We start from the raw sequence: 15386 nt of genomic DNA, 5'->3' as shown, positions 1-15386 counted from the left end.
CAAGCATCGGGATGGTCATGCGCGAGGACGCAATCGTCGAGGTGGCGGCCGGAATCCATCTGGTTCACGGCAGCAACACCAACTGGGTGATCCTCACCGAGGGGGACGCCGTCACCCTGATCGACACCGGATATCCGGGTGACCGCCCGGACGTCCTCGCCTCCCTCGACGCGCTCGGCCACTCCCCCGAGGCCATCAGCGCCGTACTCATCACCCACGCGCACAACGACCATCTCGGGTCGGCCGAGTACCTGAGCAGCACCTACGGCGTCCCGGTCCATCTGCACGAGGAGGAGGTGCCGCACGCGCGCCGCGAGTTCCTCCAGCAGGTGAGCGTGGGCGAGGTGATGCGCCAGGCCTGGCGTCCCGGCGTGCTGCCCTGGGCGGTGCACGCGATCCGGTCCGGCGGCAAGGCGGACGTCCGGATGACCCGGCCCGAGCCGTTCCCCGGCCAGGGGGCGCTCGACCTCCCCGGCGGTCCGGTGCCGGTGCACACACCCGGGCACACCGCCGGACACTGCGTCTACCACCTGCCGGACGCCGGCATCGTGATCTCCGGCGACGCCCTGGTCAGCGGCCACCCCACCTCGCGGATACAGGGACCGCAGCTGCTGCCCGCCATGTTCCACGCCGAGCGCGCGAACGCCCTCGCGTCACTGAAGCTCATCGAGGCACTCTCGGCGGACGTCCTGCTGCCCGGTCACGGCCCGGTGCACCACGGATCCGTGAGCGAGGCGGCCCAGCGCGCCCGGGCGCTCGCCAACTGACGGCCGCCGCGAGCCGGCCGACTCAAGGCCGCGGGGTTCCCGGCCGGACGGTGTCGAGGTAGGCCCGCAGCGCGTCCCGGTTGCGGGCCAGACAGTCGATGCGGCTCTGGATGCGGTCGATCTCGCCCCGCAGGAGCGCTGCGGTCTCCTGGGTCAGGCACTCGGGGTGGAGATGGATCTCGCCGGGGTCGGACAGGAACGGCAGGATGCCACGGATGATCTCGGTGGTGAGCCCGGAGTCGAGCAGTCCGCGGATCTGCCGTACGCACGGGACGGCCCCGTCGCCGTACGAGCGATAGCCGTTGGCGGCCCGCTCGGGGCGCAGCAGGCCCTGCTCCTCGTAGTAGCGCAGCATCCGGGTGGGGACGCCGGTGCGGCGCGACAGCTCACCGATCCTCATGACTCCGCTCTCCGGGGCAGACGTGCTTGCCTTCACACTGATGTGAAGGTTTCAGCATGGTCGCATGTCGCTCGCACCGCCCTCCAAGGGCACCGCTCCGTCCGCCTCCGGGCTGCCGCTCTCGGGGCTGCTCGCTCTGTCCACGGCCGCCTTCACCGCCGTACAGACCGAACTGCTGCCCGCCGGACTGCTGCCGCGGATGGCTCCGGCCCTGGGGGTGTCCGAGGGGCGTGTCGGCTTCCTCGTGACCGGTTACGCGCTCGCCTCCTTCCTAGCCGCGGTGCCCCTCACGGCCGCGCTGCGCGGGCTGCCGCGCCGCCGGGTACTGACCGGCACCCTCCTGGGTTTCGCCTTCTGCAACGCGGTCACCGCGCTGTCGTCCTGGTACGCGCTCACGTTCGCGGCCCGGCTCGGGGCCGGGGTCATGGGCGGCACGCTGTGGGCGATGCTCGTCGGCTACGCGGCCCGGATGGTGCCTGCCGAGCGGCGCGGCAGTGCCATCGCGATCGTCCTCGGGGGCATCACCCTCTCCCTGTCGCTGGGTGTGCCCGCGGGCACCGCGCTGGCGGACGCCGTCGGCTGGCGCGCGGCCTTCGGCGTGCTGTCCGTACTCGCCGCGCTGCTCGTGCTCTGGGTGCGGTGGCGGGTCCCGGGCCTGCCCGGCGAACCGGCGGGCGGGCGGGTACCCCTGCGCCGGGTGGCCTCGCTGCCCGGCATCGTGACCGTCCTTTCCGTGACCCTGCTCCTGCTTCTGGGGCACCAGGTCATGTACACGTACGTCGCCCCCTTCACCGAGCACACCGGGTTCGGGCATACCGGTCTCGTCCTGCTGGTGTTCGGGGTGGCCACGGTCGCGGGGATCTGGATCGTCGGAGCCCTCGTGGACGCGCACCTGCGCCGTACGCTGCTGACGGCCCTCGCCCTGATCGCCTGCGCGATGGCGGCGCTGGCCGTGTCCGCGCGCGACCCCCTCGTGCTCCTCGTCTCGGTCGCCCTGTGGGGCGCCGCGTTCGGCGGGGCGCCGACGCTGATCCAGACCGCGCTGGTCGACGCCTCCGGCCCCGCCCACGCCGACGTGGCCACCTCCCTGCAGACCACCGTCTACAACGCCGGTATCGCGGCCGGTTCCCTCACCGGAGGACTTGTCCTGGAGAGCGCGGGAGCCACGGCGCTTCCCTGGACCTCACTCCCGCTGATCGCCGCCGCGGTCGGTGTGGTGGCGGTGGGGCGGCGGCCGTTTCCCGCGCGGCGCCCCGCCTGACACCCCGCCCGCGGGGCACCAGGATCTGTCCGGACGCCTGCCTTTCAGCGGGATTCCCGGGCGGGGGCGCCGTAGCGGAGTCCGTCGACGAGCAGGGCGATCATGCGGGGGGTGTGGCCGTTGTCGTCCTCCTGGGCGGGCAGGGTCAGATTGCGCGTGGCGACCAGGAGGTCTTCCGGATCGACGTCGGAGCGGATCTCGCCGGCCTTCGCCGCGGAGTCGAGGAGCGCGCCGAGGACGGGCATGAAGCGCTGCTGGAAGTAGGAGGGCAGGGTGTCGTAGGCCGGGTCCCCCGAGTGCAGGGCCGCACTGAGTCCGCGTTTCGTGGCGATGAAGCCCGCGAAGCGCTGGAGCCACTTGGCGAGCGCTTCGGCCGGTTCGTACCGCGCCGCCAGGGAGGGTGCGGAGTCGGCGCAGGCGTCGACTTCGTGGCGGAAGACCGCGGCGATGAGGTCCGAGCGTTGCGGGAAGTGGCGGTAGAGGGTGCCGGCCCCCACGCCCGCCTTGGCGGTGATCTCCCGCACGGGTGCGTCCACTCCCGAAGTGGCGAAGACTTCCGCGGCCGCCGTGAGCAGGGCGTCGGTGCTGCGTTGCGCGTCGGCGCGCAGCCGCTTATGGGGCTGCCCTTCCGCCGCGGCGGCATCGGCTTCCCGAGTCGTTTCCTCGGTCACGATGCTCCCCCTTGCTAACCGGAACATGGTTCCGTATCGTCATGCTGAACGCTGTTCCGTTTCTGTCAGCCTAACGCGCCGCGGCGGGCCATGGCCGACGCGCAAGGAGACCCATGAAGTACCGCACACTGGGCCGAACCGGCATCAAGGTCAGCCCGTACTGTCTGGGCGCGATGATGTTCGGCGCCATCGGCAACCCCGACCACGACGACTCCGTCCGGATCATCCACAAGGCGCTGGACGCGGGCATCAACTTCGTCGACACCGCCGACGCCTACTCACGCGGCGAGTCCGAGGAAATCGTCGGCAAGGCCCTCAAGGGCCGCCGTGACGACGTCGTACTCGCCACCAAGGCCCACCTCCCCATGGGGGACGACCCCAACCAGCGGGGCAACTCGCGGCGCTGGCTGGTCCGCGCGCTGGAGGACTCGCTGCGCCGACTCGGAACCGACCACGTCGACCTGTTCCAGATCCACCGGCCCGCCCCGGACACCGACGTGGAGGAGACCCTCTCGGCTCTCACCGACCTGGTGCGCGCGGGCAAGGTCCGGGCCATCGGCACCTCCTCCTTCCCCGCCTCGGACCTCGTCGAGGCGCAGTGGGTCGCCGAGCGACGGGGTCTGACGCGGTTCCGCAGCGAGCAGCCGCCGTACTCGATCCTCAACCGCGGAATCGAGCGCGAGGTGCTGCCCGTCTGCGAGCGCTACGGCATGGGCGCCCTGGTCTACAGCCCGCTCGCGGGCGGCCTGCTGACCGGCCGCTACCGCAAGGACCGCCAGGCCGACAGTCACCGTGCCGCCTTCGGCTTCAAGCACCTCAGCGACGAGCGCCGGCTCGACATCGTCGAACAGCTCATCCCCCTGGCCGAGAAGGCGAGGATGCCGCTGACGCACCTGGCCATGGCGTTCGCGATCGCCCACCCGGGCGTCACCTCCGCGATCATCGGACCGCGCACGATGGCCCACTTGGACGACCTCCTCGCGGGCGCGGAGACCACTCTGACCGACGAGCTCCTCGACCGGATCGACGCGATCGTGCCGCCCGGCACCGACATCGGGACGCTCGACATGGCCTACGACCCGCCCGCCATCCAGCAGCCCGCCCTGCGCCGCCGCCTGCCCGACGAACGCTCCGCCGCCTGAACCGGGGCCCGGCGCCTGATCCGCCGGACAGGGCCTAGCCGAGTTCGAGCGTGGTGACCCCGTAGACGCGCTCGCCGCTGAACGGCCTGACCGGGCCGGTGTACATCCGGGCGGTCTCGAAGGAGGGGGTGAGGCCGAACTCCTCGGCGAGGGCGACGCCCGGCGCGTTCGACTCGGGGATGTCGATGGCGACCTCACCCCCGGGAGCGTCGGCGGCCAGCGCCAGCAGGAGGGCGCGGGCATCCTCGGCGGTGTCGGCGAACAGCGGGCCCACGCGCGGGCGGTCGAGGGCGGGCCGGATCACCGCGTAGCCGGTGAGGTGGCCGTCGGCGACGCGAACGAAGGTGCGGTGGCCGGGACCGGTGAGCCACCGTTCGAGGAAGCGGGGGCGATCGGCCGGGCAGCAGGCACTGTCGTACGCCGCGATCGACGCGAAGTCGGCCGCTGCGGCGGACCGCACCCCCGGTGGCGTCTGTTCCGCCGGCACGGCTCCGATGAACCGGACGGTGCGGTGGGCGAGTTCGAAGCCGGACTTGCGGTAGTTGTCCTGCTGCGCCACCACACCGTCCAGACCGACGGTCCGGCCGCCGGCGTGGGCGAGGGCCGTCTTCCAGGTGGCGAGGCCGTGGCCGCGGCCGCGCAGATCCGGTCGTACGAGATAGAAGCCCAGGAAGGCGTAGTCGGCATCGTACGTCACGACCGAGACCGCCGAGACCGGCTGCCCGTCGATCCTGCCCATGAAGAAACCCTCGGGATCCTGGGCGAAGAAGCTCGGAGCGTCGGACAGCCCCGGATTCCATCCCTCGTCCCCCGCCCACCCGCTGATCACCGACCAGTCGTCGAGCGAGGCCCGGGCGACGACGAGATCCGCGAAACCCGGAGAAGTCATGTGTGCGCTCCATTCGCTTGCGGCGGGGTGCGCGGCGGTCGCCCGCGCCCGCAGCATCCTTCCCGATCTCCACGGGGATTTCAGCCTCCGTCACTCATAGGCTTGCCGTCCATGAGTGTCGATGACGTGACCCTGCGCCCGGTGGCCGAGGACGACCTGCCCGTCATGGAGCGGTTCCTGACGGAACCCGAGACCGCCACGCCCTTCCAGTGGTTCGGCTGGCGGGACCCGGACCGCTGGCGGCGCAAGTGGGCGGAGGACCGCATGCTCGGCGACGACGCGGGCCATCTGATGGTCGTGCGCGGCGAGGAGCGGCTGGGCTTCGTCGGGTGGCGGAAGATCCGGCCCACCCCGAGCACGTACTACTGGAACATCGGCATCGGCCTGCTGCCGGAGGCGCGCGGCAAGGGCTGGGGCACGGAAGCCCAGCGGCAGCTGGTCCGCTACCTGTTCGCGCACACGACCGCGGTGCGGATCGAGGCGGACACCGAGGCGGAGAACATCGCCGAGCAACGCGCCCTGGAGAAGACCGGGTTCACCCGCGAGGGCGTGCTGCGCAGTGTGGGCTTCCGGGACGGCCGGTGGCGTGACGGCGTGCGCTACAGCATCCTGCGCGACGACCTTCCCGAGATGCGCTGACCCCGCCCGGGGACCGCTCGCGCATGCCACCCGAACGGGGCCCCACCGGCCGTGTGCCCGGTGGGGCCTTGCGCGTCAGCGGACCCCCGTGGGCCGGAACCGGCGGTACAGCACGGCCCCGCCCAGCAGCAGGGCGGCGCTCGCGGCGACCGCCGGCATCGTCTGGTCGGCGCCCGTGTGGGCGAGGGAGGCCGTGGGCGGCGGAGCCTGGTACTGCGGCACCTGCGCCCTGGGCGTCGTGTGCGGCCTCGGGGTGGTCCTCACCGGCCGGGGGTGGTCGCCGGAGGTGTTCGTGGACGTGTTCCCCACGGACGCGTTGCCGAGGCCGACCACAGTCACGGAGTTGCCGCTGACGTTCACCGGGAGGTGCAACGGGAGCTGCAGGACGTTGCCCGAGAGCACGCCCGGAGAATCCTTTCCGCTCCCGACCGCGACAGCACCGCCGTGTGTGACGGCCCCGCCGCGGGCCGCGCCACCAGCGCCTTCGCCGCTCCTGCCGTGGCTCCTCCCGCCGACGCCGGGGCCCCCGCCCTCGCTCACGTTCGCGCAACCGTTGCCCGCGGCGGGGTTCAGGAGCCCGACCACGTTCACGGTGTTCCCGCACACGTTCGCGGGGACGTGCACCGGGAGCTGGAGGGTGTTGCCGGAGATCAGCCCGGGCGAAGCCGCCGTGCCGCCGTCCGCCGAGGCGTCGGCGTGCGCCGGCATCGTCACGGCCAGCGCGCTCGAGGCGGCGGCCGCGGCGATCAAACTATTTCGGGTAACCCGTTTCATAGGTTCCCTGCCTTCCAGACATGGACGCGGGCACTCGCCCGCACCGCGTAAAACGCGGGAGGACCATCCGACGTTATGGCTGATCGCGCTTTCACCCCATCGAGGGTCACGTTTATCGAACGCCCGCCCAGAGGCGCGCTCCCGGACACCCGCTTATCGTGAGCGAGGAGCTATCCCCTGGCGCCCGGTACGACGCCGGGCGTCCCTGGAGGCATCCATGCTGTCCGCGCATCAACGCTGGGCGTACGCCGGAGCCCGCGTCGTGACACTGGCCCTGCTGGCGGCGGGTCTGCCCTCGGGGCTGGCGACGGCCGCCGAGGGCCCCGACCTGTCCCGCTTCTACCACCAGCAGATCAAGTGGGGCACCTGCAAGGGCGACGAGATGCCCGCGGATCTGCAGTGCGGGCAGGTGACCGTTCCGCTGGACTACGCGCGCCCGGGGGCCGGGACGCTCGACCTCGCGCTGGCCCGCTATCGCGCCACCGGCGCGTCGAGGGGATCCGTACTGCTGAACTTCGGCGGCCCCGGCGTCCCGGGAGTCCCGCAGCTCGCCGTCGGCGGCAAGGACTTCATGCCCCTCACCAACGGCTACGACGTGGTGACCTTCGACCCGCGCGGTGTCGGCCGGTCCTCCCCCGTCAGCTGCGGCGGCCGCATGGGCCAGTCCTCAGGCGCGACGGGCCCCACCACCCACGACAGCAGCCCCGAGGCACTCCTCAGGCAGGTGCGGAAGGACGCCGACGAGTGCGCCAAGCACTCCAGCCCGGTACTGGCCCACATAGGCACGGTCAACGCCTCCCGGGACCTGGACGTGATGCGCCAGGCCCTCGGCGACAAGAAGCTCAACTACCTGGGATTCTCGTACGGAACACGCCTGGGCGCGGTGTACGCGAGCCAGTTCCCCGACAAGACGGGCCGCATGGTGCTCGACGGCGTGGACACGCTCACCGAGCCGCTGTCCGAGTCGGGCCTGGTGAGCGCCGAGGGGCAGCAGACCGCCCTGGAGGACTTCCTCACCTGGTGCACCCAGGACACGTCGTGCCCGTTCGGGCAGGATCCGCGCGATGCCCGGCAGAGGGTCGCCCGGCTCGTCGACTCGCTGGACAAGGACCCGGTGCCGACGAGCTTCGGGCAGCAGTTCTCCGGCCAGGACCTGGTGGCGACCATGGGTCTTGAACTCTTCGACCGCAAGGGGTGGCCGCAGCTCGAGCGGTCCCTCGCCTCACTCGTCCAGGACGGCGACCCGAGCCCACTGATGCAGGCGGCCGGGGGCGTCGCCCTGCCCCACGCCACGTACAGCGGGCTGGTCGACCCCGCGAACGTGCCCACGGACAACCTCGAGTCCGCACTCCTGGCGATCAACTGCGCGGACGACCCCGATCGGCCCAGCGCCGCGCAGCTCACCAAGGAGATCGACGAGCTGAGGGCCGCCTACCAGGAGGCGTCGCCGATCTTCGGCCCCCTCCGCCTCAACCAGCTGCTGATGTGCTACGGCCGCCCCAAGGGCAGCGACTACATCCGCGAGAAGGTACGCGATGTCCACACGCCGAAGATGCTCCTCGTCGGCACCCGCGGGGACCCGGCGACTCCGTACCGCTGGACCGAGGAGACCGCCGAGCGGCTCGGCTCCTCGGCCGTCGTGCTCGACAACAAGGGCGAGGGCCACACCGGGTACGCGTCCTCCAAGTGCGTGCGCCAGAAGGTCAACGACTTCCTGCTGTACGGCTCGCTGCCGGACAACGGCAGCTCCTGCGGCCCGGAGGACGCGACGGCCCCCTGAGGGGTCGGACACCACCCGAAGGACACCTCGGCCGTCACACTGAGCAGGCGTCCCTCACCGTTCGTGACACCCTCATGACACCGCTCGTGACCGAAACAGGGGGAACCCACCGATGCGCATCCGACCCGTTCTCGCCCTCCCGGCCGCCGCCGTGACACTGCTCCTCGCCGCGCCGCAGAGCGGCTCCGCCGCCACGCGGCCCGCCCAGTGCGCCGAGAAGGCCGTCGCCGTCCACGCCCACCGCTCCGCCGACCCCACCCTGTTGCACCTGGACGTCACCAACCGCTCCACCCGGGCGTGCACCATCGAGCGCATCCCGGCCGTCGTCTTCGGGGACCTCGACGGCGCCGCCCTGCCGGTTCCCGCGGGGCGGAGCGGGCCGTACCTGCTCGAGGCGGGCCGGACGGCGTACGCGGCCCTGCGGACCATCGCCGACCCGGCGGACCCGGAGGCCCGCCGGGTGGAGGCGATCAGCGTCTCGGCAGACCCCATGCGCTTCGGCCGTACGTTCACCGCGCGTGAGCTGGGCGTCGGTCGCGTCGTCCTGGTGTGGGAGCCGGTGACCTCGTGGTGGAAGCCCTCGCGGGCGGCCGCCGACCGGGCCCTCAGGTAAGGAGCACGTCCGGGGCGTACATGTCCAGCCACAGCGCCAGGTCCAGGGTGCGCTCCAGGCCCCGCCGCGAGGCCTGCGTGATCTGCGGGCTGTCGCGGTGGGCGGCCCGGTGGACCCGCTCCCGGTCGACGAGGTCGAAGACCGGGTGCGCGGGCCGGGCCAGGAGGTCCTTGGCATGTTCCTGGAGGGCGATCGCGTACTTGGGATCCTGCGTCGACGGATAGGGGCTCTTGACCCTGTCGTACACGGACTTGGGGATCAGGTCGGCGGTCGCCTCCCGCAGCAGACTCTTCTCGCGTCCGTCGAAGGACTTCAGGGACCAGGGCGTGTTGTAGACGTACTCGACGAGCCGGTGGTCGCAGAACGGCACCCGCACCTCCAGGCCGACGGCCATGCTCGCGCGGTCCTTGCGGTCGAGGAGGACGCGGACGAAGCGAGTCAGGTGGAGGTGGCAGATCCGCCGCATCCGGTACTCGAAGTCGCTCTCGCCGTCGAGCCGCCGGATGCCCGCGACGGCCGTGCGGTAGCCGTCGGCGACGTACGACTCCAGGTCCAGCGCCTTGGTGAGGTCCGGGCGCAGTACGTCGGCGTCGTCGCCGAAGTCCCGGCCGAACCGGACGAGCCAGGGGAAGGTCTCGGCGCTGCGGGCCTCCTCGTCGAAGAACTGCAGGTAGCCGCCGAAGACCTCGTCCGCCGACTCCCCGGAGAGCGCGACCGTGGAGTGCTCGCGGATGGCCTGGAAGAGCAGGTACAGGGAGGCGTCCATGTCACCGAAGCCCATGGGGAGGTCGCGGGCCCTGATCACCTTCGCGCGGACGTCGAGGTCGGCCAGGGCGTCCGCGTCGAGGACGATGTCCTGGTGGTCGGTGGCCGAGGCGCGGGCCACGTCGTGCACGAAGGGGGTGTCGGGGGTGCCCCGCAGCTCGTCGGCGACGAAGTGGTCGGTCTGGCCGACGAAGTCGACGGCGAAGCTGCGGACCTTCTCGCCGTGCTCGCCGAGCTGCCGGGCGGCCAGCGCGGTCATGGCGGAGGAGTCGAGGCCGCCGGAGAGCAGGGTGCAGCGCGGCACGTCGGCGACGAGCTGGCGGCGCACGATGTCCTCGAGGAGCGAGCGAACGGTGGCGATGGAGGTGTCGCGGTCGTCGGTGTGCGGCCGGGTCTCCAGCTGCCAGTAGACGCGGCGGCGCAGACCGGAGCGTTCGACGGTGACGACGGTGCCGGGCTCCACCTCGCGCATGCCGTCCCAGATCGCGTGTCCGGGCGTCTTGACGAAGGTGAACAGCTCGCGCAGTCCGTCGAGGCGGACCCGGGCCGGGGCCAGCGGGTTGGCGAGGATCGCCTTGGGTTCGGAGCCGAAGAGGACGCCGTCGGGGGTCGGGTAGTAGTAGAAGGGCTTGATGCCCATGCGGTCGCGGATCATCACGAGCTTGTCGTGCCGGCCGTCCCAGACCGCGAAGGCGTACATCCCGTTGAGCCGCTCGGGGAGCGCCTCGCCCCATTCGAGGTAGCCGCGCAGGACCACCTCGGTGTCGGAGTCGGTGGAGAATCGGTGCCCGCGGTCGGTCAGCTCGCGGCGCAGCTCGGTGAAGTTGTAGGCCTCCCCCGAATAGACGAGCGCGACCGTGCCGTCCGGGGTCTCGGCGGTCATGGGCTGGCGTCCGCCGGGCAGGTCGATGATCGCGAGCCGGCGGTGCCCGAGGGCCGCGGGCCCCTCGGTCCAGGTGCCGCGGTCGTCGGGACCCCGGCAGGACATCGTCTCCGTCATTGCATCCAATGTCGCCGCCTCGGCGCGCAGGTCGCGGTCGAAGGCGACCCAGCCGGTGATGCCGCACATGTGTTACCTCCCGCGTCCGGTTCTCCCGGGAACATCGCGCCTGTCTGCGGTTTCATGGACGGGCCGGCGCTTCCGCAAAACCAGTTGTATCGAGCAGCTATATGACGAGGTTGTGTCATGTGCGCAAGTGACGTCAACACGTACGTAACCTGACCGGAGCAGTCACCCCGACGGTTTCGGCCGCGCTTTGCATTCCACGGACGGGCGGATCGGCCCGCTGCCGGGCGTCTGCGAACGGGAATCGGCCACGGGCAAAGTCTTCCTCAACATCCGCCGGAGCGCCCGGGGAGACGTCCTCGAGGCACCCTCGGGATCCCGAGCGGAATGCCCGCTTTCGCCACTTTCCGTCCCATGGGTTTGACTCATGGTGTGCGCCGGATGCTTTTGCCGCTGTTCGTCGCCCTGGGCGCGGCCGGGGCGCTGGTCCTGGCCTGGGCCGCCTCGCCCTGGTGGTGGTGGGCGGCCGCCGTACTGCTCGCCCTGACCGCGGTCGCCGTCCGGGACCTGACCCAGCGCCGCCGGGCGATCCTGCGGAACCGTCCCCTGCTCGGCCACCTCCGCTTCCTCCTGCGGCCCGACGACCGCGATGTGCGCGGCATCGTGTACGCGCGCGCCGGGGGCGTCGAGGCCGAGGAGCCCTTCGGCACCGGGCTGGACCTGTACGGGGACGGGTACGAGTACCTGGAACCGTCGATGCGCCCGGTCGAGATGCCCGACGAGCCGCCCGTGGTGCGCGTCGGCGGCCCGGACTGCACCCAGCCGTACGACATGGCCCTGCTGAACGTCTCCGCGATGAGCTTCGGGGCGCTGTCCTCGCACGCGATCCTGGCGCTCAGCAGGGGCGCGGCGCTCGGCGGTTTCGCGCACGACACCGGCGAGGGCGGTCTTTCGGACCACCACCTGCGGGGCGGCGGCGACCTGATCTGGGAGATCGGCAGCGGGTACTTCGGCTGCCGCACACCTGAAGGGGGCTTCGAGGCAAGGGAGTTCGCGGACAAGGCCGCGCTGCCGGAGGTCAAGTGCGTGTCGCTGAAGCTCTCCCAGGGGGCGCAGCCGGGCATCGGCGGGGTGCTGCCCGGCGCCAAGGTGAGCGCCGAGATCGCCCGGGCCCGCGACGTCCGGGAGGGCGAGGCGGTGGTGTCCCCGCCGTACCACCGCGTCTTCTCGACCCCGCGCGAGCTGGTGTGCTTCCTCGCCCGGATGCGGGAGCTGGCGGGCGGCAAGCCGACCGGTTTCAAGCTCTGCGTCGGCTCGCGCCGTCAGTTCCTCGCCGTCTGCAAGGCGATGCTCGCCGAGGGGGTCTCGCCCGACTTCATCGTGGTCGACGGCGCCGAGGGCGGTACGGGGGCCGGGCCGCCGGAGTTCGCCGCCTCCCTCGGTACGCCCCTGACCGAAGGGCTGATCACGGTGCACAACGCGCTGGTCGGCACCGGGCTGCGCGACCGTGTGCGGATCGGCGCGAGCGGCAGGGTCGCCACCGGCTCGGACATCGTCAAACGGCTGGCGCAGGGCGCCGACTACACGAACGCGGCCCGCGCGATGATGTTCGCGCTCGGCTGCCTCCAGGCCCGGCGCTGCCACACCAACACCTGCCCGGTCGGGGTCGCGACCCAGGACCCGCGCCGGGTGCGCGCCCTGGACGTGGCCGACAAGTCGGCGCGCGTGCACCGCTACCAGCGGGCCACGGTCCGCAGCGCGAGCCGGATCATGGCCGCCATGGGGGTACGCGATCCGGCCGAGCTCGGACCGCATCAGTTGCTGCGGCGTACGGACCCGGCGACCGTACGGTCGTACGCGCAGCTCTACGAGTGGCTGGAGCCCGGGGTGCTGCTCGCGGAGCCGCCCGCGTCCTGGGAGGCGGACTGGGAGGCGGCGGATCCGGACGCGTTCTGAGCGTTCAGGACTCCACCGGGTCCCTGATGATGGGGCAGGTCATGCAGTGGCCGCCGCCCCGGCCACGCCCCAGCTCGGCACCGACGATGGTGATGACCTCGATCCCGGCCTTGCGCAGCAGGGTGTTGGTCTGGGTGTTGCGGTCGTAGGTGACCACCACGCCCGGTTCCAGCGCGACCGCGTTGTTGCCGCTGTCCCACTGCTGCCGCTCGGAGGCGTACACGTCCCCGCCCGTTTCGACGATCCGCAGTTCGGACAGTCCGAGGGCCTTGGCGACGACCTCGGTGAAGGGGTGTGCGCCCTCGTCGGTGAGTTCGATGCCGGGGGCCTTGTCGCTCGGGCGCAGGGAGAAGGTGCGGACGGCGTCCATGACGGTCGGATAGAGAGTCACCAGGTCGCGGTCGGCGAAGGTGAACACCGTGTCGAGGTGCATCGCGGAGCGCAGCTTCGGCAGGCCTGCGACGATCACGTGCTCGGCGGCGCCGTTCTCGAACAGCGCCGCCGCGACCTGGGTGATGGCCTGGCGCGAGGTGCGCTCGCTCATGCCCATGAGCACGACGCCGTTGCCGACCGGCATGATGTCTCCGCCCTCGAACGTGGCCTCCCGCCAGTCCCGTTCGGGATCGCCCCACCACACGGTCGAGCCCGCGAAGTCGGGGTGGAAGGTGTAGATCGCCTTCATCAGGAGCGTCTCGTCGTGCCGAGCCGGCCAGTACAGCGGGTTGAGCGTGAGGCCCTCGTACAGCCAGCAGGTCGTGTCGCGGGTGTAGAGGGTGTTGGGCAGCGGTGGCATCAGGTACTCGGGTACGCCCGTGGACTCGCGGGCCAGCGCCAGGTAGACGGAGCGGTGGTCCTCGGGCAGGTCGGCGGTGGCGAGGCCGCCGATCAGGAACGTGGCGAGCCGGGCCGGTTCCAGTGTCTCCAGGAAGGCGCGGGTGTCGTCGACGAGCCCGATACCGACCTCGTTCGGGGTGATCTTCCGGTCCAGGAGCCAGTCCCTGGCGACCGGGAGTGCCATGGTCCGGGCGAGCAGATCGTGCAGTTCGACGACCTCGACGCCCCGTTCGCGCATCTTGTTGACGAAGTCGGCGTGGTCGCGCTGGGCGTTCTCGACCCACATGACGTCGTCGAAGAGCAGGTCGTCGGAGTTGGTGGGGGTGAGCCTGCGGTGCGCGAGACCGGGCGCACAGACGAGTACCTTGCGCAGTCTGCCGACCTCGGAGTGGACGCCGTACGCCGGGCGGCCGGTGGTTTCCTGACTGGTCACGGTGTGCCTCTCTCCGGGGCGGGGACGGGCGGGCCGTCTGCCCTGCTCGCGCCGGGCCATCACGAACAGCACCGTGGCGAGCGCGGCGACGGCCAGGTCACCGCCGGGACTCCCCCGTGCGGTCTTCGGGGCGAAGGCCGCCGCCGGCAGGATCGGGATCAGGGTCGGCGCGCTGGTCAGGTCGAGCGCGAAGCTGAACGCGTGGGCGTCCTGCGGAGGCGGGCGTCGTCGTGCGACGACGACGCGGGGGAACGTCGTCCGGCGACCCGAGCGACACTAACAATCAACTGCCCCAAATGCCCGATACCTGAATCGGCTCTATCGTGCTGTTATGGAGCACGCACTCAGCCCAGCGACCCTCACCATGCTGCGCAGGCCGCGGCCCTATCCCGCGGTGTCGGTGCTGACGCCCACGCACCGCCGCGAACCCGACAACGCCCAGGATCCGGTCCGGCTGCGCAATGTCGTGGCCGAGGCCAAGAAACAGATCGAGTCCGATCCGGCGGTCACCCGCGAACGGCGCACCGACCTCGTCCAGCAGCTCGACCAGGCCCTCGCGGAGGTCGATCTGGCGCACGCGGAGGAGGGCCTCGCGATCTTCGCGGCGCCGGGCGAGCACCAGGTGTGGTCGCTGGCCCGCACGGTGCCCGAACGCGTGGTGCTCTCGGACACCTTCCTGACCCGCAACCTCGTCGCCGCGCAGGTCTCGGAGCGGCCGTTCTGGGTGCTCGCGGTGTCGGCGGACCGGGTGACGCTGTGGAACGGCGGCGCCGACCGGGTCACCGAGCAGCGCATCGGCGGTTTCCCGCGGACCCGCAGCCTCGAGGACCCGAACGCCGAGCGCAAGGAGCGCATCGGAGACCTGCCGAGCACCTTCCGCGACGAGCGCACCAAGCACTTCGTGCGGGACGCCGACACCGCGATGAGCGCCGTCCTGCGCGAGGATCCGCGTCCGCTGTACGTCACCGGCGAGACCGCCGCGCTCTCCCTCCTCGACGAGGTCGGCACGGTCACCAAGGACGCCACGCACATCCCGCACGGCGGACTCGCGCACGGCACCCCCGACGCCGTGTGGCAGGCGGTCCGCCCGCTGATCAGCGCCGAGGAGCGCAGGGACACCGACGCCGTGGCCCGCGAACTCGAGTCGGCGCGTGGCCGCAAGGAGTTCGCGGCCGGGGTCGACGAGGTGTGGCAGAACGCCTCCCAGGGCCGGGTCCGGCTGCTGGCCGTCGAGGAGAACTACCGCGTGACGGTACGGGACGACGGCGGTGACCATCTGATCCCGGCCGAGAGCGATGATCTGGACGCCCGCGAGGACATCGTCGACGAGATCGTCGAACAGTGCCTGGAGACCGGAGCGGACGTCCGTTTCGTCCCCGACGGCAGTCTCGGTGACGCGAAAGGCATCGCCGGGGTGCTGCGCTACTGATCATTCCGGCAGACAATCGCCTCCAGA

The 15386-nt window shown here is 71.6% G+C and carries 14 protein-coding genes; 8 read left to right on the top strand and 6 right to left on the bottom strand.

Annotated elements, in window-relative coordinates:
• Positions 1-17 precede the first annotated feature (17 nt).
• The gene (locus tag ACZ7M3_RS03635) at positions 18-767 is read left to right on the top strand and encodes an MBL fold metallo-hydrolase (RefSeq protein WP_472060389.1); all 750 of its coding nucleotides are present in this window, start codon (positions 18-20) and stop codon (positions 765-767) included.
• 22 nt (positions 768-789) lie between these two features.
• Here the strand turns inward: ACZ7M3_RS03635 and ACZ7M3_RS03630 are convergent, their stop codons facing one another.
• Complete coding sequence (locus tag ACZ7M3_RS03630; RefSeq protein ID WP_472060387.1) at positions 790-1167, bottom strand: MerR family transcriptional regulator; 378 nt, start codon at positions 1165-1167, stop codon at positions 790-792.
• A 64-nt stretch (positions 1168-1231) separates the two neighbouring features.
• Here ACZ7M3_RS03630 and ACZ7M3_RS03625 point away from each other — a divergent pair, with 64 nt between their 5' ends.
• Entirely contained in the window at positions 1232-2428 is a 1197-nt protein-coding gene (locus tag ACZ7M3_RS03625) for an MFS transporter (protein WP_472060385.1), read from the top strand.
• A 44-nt stretch (positions 2429-2472) separates the two neighbouring features.
• Here ACZ7M3_RS03625 and ACZ7M3_RS03620 read toward each other — a convergent pair whose 3' ends face one another.
• A complete protein-coding gene (locus ACZ7M3_RS03620; protein WP_472060383.1) occupies positions 2473-3099 on the bottom strand; it encodes a TetR/AcrR family transcriptional regulator in 627 nt (208 codons plus the stop codon).
• Between the two features lie 113 nt (positions 3100-3212).
• Here ACZ7M3_RS03620 and ACZ7M3_RS03615 point away from each other — a divergent pair, with 113 nt between their 5' ends.
• Positions 3213-4241, top strand: a complete 1029-nt coding sequence (locus ACZ7M3_RS03615; RefSeq protein WP_472060381.1) for an aldo/keto reductase — start codon at positions 3213-3215, stop codon at positions 4239-4241.
• Positions 4242-4275: 34 nt separating this feature from the next.
• Here the strand turns inward: ACZ7M3_RS03615 and ACZ7M3_RS03610 are convergent, their stop codons facing one another.
• A complete protein-coding gene (locus ACZ7M3_RS03610) occupies positions 4276-5130 on the bottom strand; it encodes a GNAT family N-acetyltransferase (protein WP_472060379.1) in 855 nt (284 codons plus the stop codon).
• Between the two features lie 111 nt (positions 5131-5241).
• Between ACZ7M3_RS03610 and ACZ7M3_RS03605 the strand changes: the two genes are divergently transcribed.
• Positions 5242-5769 (top strand): GNAT family N-acetyltransferase, encoded by a 528-nt coding sequence (locus ACZ7M3_RS03605; RefSeq protein ID WP_472060377.1) that lies wholly within the window; start codon positions 5242-5244, stop codon positions 5767-5769.
• Positions 5770-5844: 75 nt separating this feature from the next.
• Here ACZ7M3_RS03605 and ACZ7M3_RS03600 read toward each other — a convergent pair whose 3' ends face one another.
• Positions 5845-6543 carry a chaplin gene (locus ACZ7M3_RS03600; protein ID WP_472060375.1) on the bottom strand — a complete coding sequence of 233 codons (699 nt, stop codon included), beginning with the start codon at positions 6541-6543 and terminating at the stop codon, positions 5845-5847.
• 217 nt (positions 6544-6760) lie between these two features.
• On the opposite strand from ACZ7M3_RS03600, the gene ACZ7M3_RS03595 reads away from it, so the two are divergent.
• Complete coding sequence (locus ACZ7M3_RS03595) at positions 6761-8323, top strand: alpha/beta hydrolase (RefSeq protein WP_472060373.1); 1563 nt, start codon at positions 6761-6763, stop codon at positions 8321-8323.
• 112 nt (positions 8324-8435) lie between these two features.
• Positions 8436-8936 (top strand): DUF4232 domain-containing protein, encoded by a 501-nt coding sequence (locus tag ACZ7M3_RS03590; protein WP_472060371.1) that lies wholly within the window; start codon positions 8436-8438, stop codon positions 8934-8936.
• Here the strand turns inward: ACZ7M3_RS03590 and asnB are convergent.
• On the bottom strand, positions 8929-10770 hold the full coding sequence (asnB, locus tag ACZ7M3_RS03585) for an asparagine synthase (glutamine-hydrolyzing) (protein WP_452973733.1): 1842 nt from the start codon (positions 10768-10770) through the stop codon (positions 8929-8931). The two genes, ACZ7M3_RS03590 and asnB, sit on opposite strands and share 8 nt — an antisense overlap.
• A 378-nt stretch (positions 10771-11148) precedes the next feature.
• Here asnB and ACZ7M3_RS03580 point away from each other — a divergent pair, with 378 nt between their 5' ends.
• Entirely contained in the window at positions 11149-12663 is a 1515-nt protein-coding gene (locus ACZ7M3_RS03580) for an FMN-binding glutamate synthase family protein (protein ID WP_472060369.1), read from the top strand.
• A 4-nt stretch (positions 12664-12667) separates the two neighbouring features.
• Here ACZ7M3_RS03580 and ACZ7M3_RS03575 read toward each other — a convergent pair whose 3' ends face one another.
• Positions 12668-13930 (bottom strand): arginine deiminase, encoded by a 1263-nt coding sequence (locus ACZ7M3_RS03575; protein WP_472060367.1) that lies wholly within the window; start codon positions 13928-13930, stop codon positions 12668-12670.
• Between the two features lie 331 nt (positions 13931-14261).
• Between ACZ7M3_RS03575 and ACZ7M3_RS03570 the strand changes: the two genes are divergently transcribed.
• Positions 14262-15359 (top strand): baeRF3 domain-containing protein, encoded by a 1098-nt coding sequence (locus ACZ7M3_RS03570; RefSeq protein WP_472060365.1) that lies wholly within the window; start codon positions 14262-14264, stop codon positions 15357-15359.
• Positions 15360-15386: the final 27 nt, after the last annotated feature.

Source organism: Streptomyces sp. NPDC111656, from assembly GCF_055656965.1.
Note: the sequence above shows the minus strand (reverse complement) of the source record. Positions and strands in the feature narration are given on the sequence as shown.

Excerpts from the sequence above, each read along its gene's own strand:
- ACZ7M3_RS03635 (WP_472060389.1), top strand. The coding sequence starts at position 18 with ATGCGCGAGGACGCAATCGTCGAGGTGGCGGCCGGAATCCATCTGGTT.
- ACZ7M3_RS03630 (WP_472060387.1), bottom strand. The coding sequence starts at position 1,167 with ATGAGGATCGGTGAGCTGTCGCGCCGCACCGGCGTCCCCACCCGGATG.
- ACZ7M3_RS03625 (WP_472060385.1), top strand. The coding sequence starts at position 1,232 with ATGTCGCTCGCACCGCCCTCCAAGGGCACCGCTCCGTCCGCCTCCGGG.
- ACZ7M3_RS03615 (WP_472060381.1), top strand. The coding sequence starts at position 3,213 with ATGAAGTACCGCACACTGGGCCGAACCGGCATCAAGGTCAGCCCGTAC.
- ACZ7M3_RS03610 (WP_472060379.1), bottom strand. The coding sequence starts at position 5,130 with ATGACTTCTCCGGGTTTCGCGGATCTCGTCGTCGCCCGGGCCTCGCTC.
- ACZ7M3_RS03605 (WP_472060377.1), top strand. The coding sequence starts at position 5,242 with ATGAGTGTCGATGACGTGACCCTGCGCCCGGTGGCCGAGGACGACCTG.
- ACZ7M3_RS03600 (WP_472060375.1), bottom strand. The coding sequence starts at position 6,543 with ATGAAACGGGTTACCCGAAATAGTTTGATCGCCGCGGCCGCCGCCTCG.
- ACZ7M3_RS03595 (WP_472060373.1), top strand. The coding sequence starts at position 6,761 with ATGCTGTCCGCGCATCAACGCTGGGCGTACGCCGGAGCCCGCGTCGTG.
- ACZ7M3_RS03590 (WP_472060371.1), top strand. The coding sequence starts at position 8,436 with ATGCGCATCCGACCCGTTCTCGCCCTCCCGGCCGCCGCCGTGACACTG.
- asnB (WP_452973733.1), bottom strand. The coding sequence starts at position 10,770 with ATGTGCGGCATCACCGGCTGGGTCGCCTTCGACCGCGACCTGCGCGCC.
- ACZ7M3_RS03580 (WP_472060369.1), top strand. The coding sequence starts at position 11,149 with ATGCTTTTGCCGCTGTTCGTCGCCCTGGGCGCGGCCGGGGCGCTGGTC.
- ACZ7M3_RS03570 (WP_472060365.1), top strand. The coding sequence starts at position 14,262 with ATGGAGCACGCACTCAGCCCAGCGACCCTCACCATGCTGCGCAGGCCG.